The sequence below is a fragment of the Variovorax sp. 01T439_2 genome, from assembly GCF_056398445.1.
On sequence record NZ_JBFTPJ010001072.1, the window covers coordinates 1 to 1,852 of the forward strand.

Below are 1,852 nucleotides of genomic sequence, written 5' to 3' on the forward strand. Positions count from 1 at the left end.
CATCGAGGGCAGCCCGGTTTACCGCGCTGCCCTTTTTTTCTTTCCCAAGACCGACGTTCATTCCCACCCTGTGAATCAGCCCACTCCCGCGATCGTTGCCCAGAGCGCCGTGCGCCGGCTGCCGCGCCTGGCACTGCTGCTGCTGTGCGCCGCCTACCTGCTGCCGGGCCTGGTGGGGCGCGGCCCCTGGAAAAGCGCCGACATCACCTCCTTCGGCTACATGGCCGAACTGGCGCGCAACACCGAAGGCATCTCCCGCTGGTTCGATCCCCTGCTGCTGGGCCTGCGCCCTGAAACGCCGGCGCTGCTTCCCTACTGGATCGGCGCCTGGGCCATCAAGATCGCGCCCTCCTGGGTGAACCCCGACCTGGCGGTGCGCATCGTCTTTGCGCTGCTGCTCTGGGGCACCTTCACCGCCACCTGGTACGCGGTCTACTACCTCGCGCGCACCTCGCGGGCCCAGCCGGTGGCGTTCGCCTTCGGCGGCGAGGCGCGGCCCACCGACTACGCCCGCGCCATTGCCGACGGCGGCCTGCTGGCGCTGATCGCCTGCCTGGGCCTCGCCCAGCTGGGCCATGAAACCACGCCGGCGCTGGCACAGCTGTATTTCGCGTCGCATCTGTTCTATGGCGTGGCGGCACTGCCCTACCGGCGCACCGGACCGGTCATCGCACTGCTGGTCGGCACCATCGGCATGACCCTGAGCGGCGGTCCCACGGTCGGCCTCGCGCTGGCGGTGGGCAGCGCGCTATTCATCGCCTACGAGCGGCGCACCGCCAGCGCCGATTCCGACGAAAGCCCCGGCTACACCCGCGGTGCGCTCGCCACGATGAGCGCGGTGGCGCTGGTGGCCGCGGCATTGGCGCTCGGGCTGGGCCTGCTGCAATGGAAGATCCAGCTGCCGGGCCATCATCCGAGCAGCACCTCGGTGCTGGGCGACGTGCGCAGCCAGGCCAAGCTGCTGGTGTGGTTCACCTGGCCGGTCTGGCCGCTCGCGATCTGGACGCTGTGGCGCTGGCGCCGCCAGCTCACCGCGCGCCATGTGGCGCTGCCGTTCTGGTTTGCGCTGGTGCCGCTGGCCGCGACCTGGACCACCGACTATTCCGACCGCTCGCTGCTGCTGGCGCTGCCCGCACTCGCGACGCTGGCCGCCTTTGCCCTGCCGACCTTCCGGCGCAGCGCGGCGGCGCTGATCGACTGGTTCAACGTGCTGTTCTTCAGCGGACTGGCCGTGCTCGGATGGATCTACTGGATCGCGATGCAGACCGGCGTGCCGACCAAGCCGGCCGCCAGCGTGGCACGGCTGGTGCCCGGGTTCGTGCCAGGGTTCTCGCCCACCGCATTCGCGCTGGCGCTGGCCGCCACCATCACCTGGTGCTGGGTGGTGCGCTGGCGCACCGGGCGCCACCGCGCGGCGCTCTGGAAAACGCTGGTGCTGCCGGCCGGCGGCACCGCTCTGTGCTGGATGCTGCTGATGACGCTGTGGCTGCCTCCGATCGACTACGCGCGCAGCTACGCGCCTCAGGTGCGGGCGGTGGCCGAGCGGGTCGGGCAGCCGAGCTGCATCGCCGAGCTTGCGCTGAGCCGCGCGCACATTGCGGCGCTGCGGCATCACGGCCAGTTCAACCTGCAGCCGCTGCTGCTCGGCACCGATTGCCCCTGGCTGCTGGTCAGCCCCGAAACCATCGAGCGGCTGCACACCATCATCCGCCTGGAGCACTGGCGTTTCAGCGGCACGCTGCGGCGGCCCAGTAGCGCGAGCGACGACCTGCTGCTCTACCAGAAGATTGCGCCCTAGCAAGTGAGCGGCGAACGAGGCCTGATTGCGCGGCACGCCGGCACGGTGCTGGTG

Annotated in this window: 1 protein-coding gene; it reads left to right on the forward strand. The window is 70.4% G+C overall.

Annotation, left to right across the window (positions count from 1 at the left end):
• Positions 1 to 70: 70 nt before the first annotated feature.
• Positions 71 to 1,798: a membrane protein gene (locus tag AC1DOC_RS32010; protein ID WP_018906130.1), complete on the forward strand. Its 1,728-nt coding sequence runs from the start codon at positions 71 to 73 to the stop codon at positions 1,796 to 1,798.
• Positions 1,799 to 1,852 lie beyond the last annotated feature (54 nt).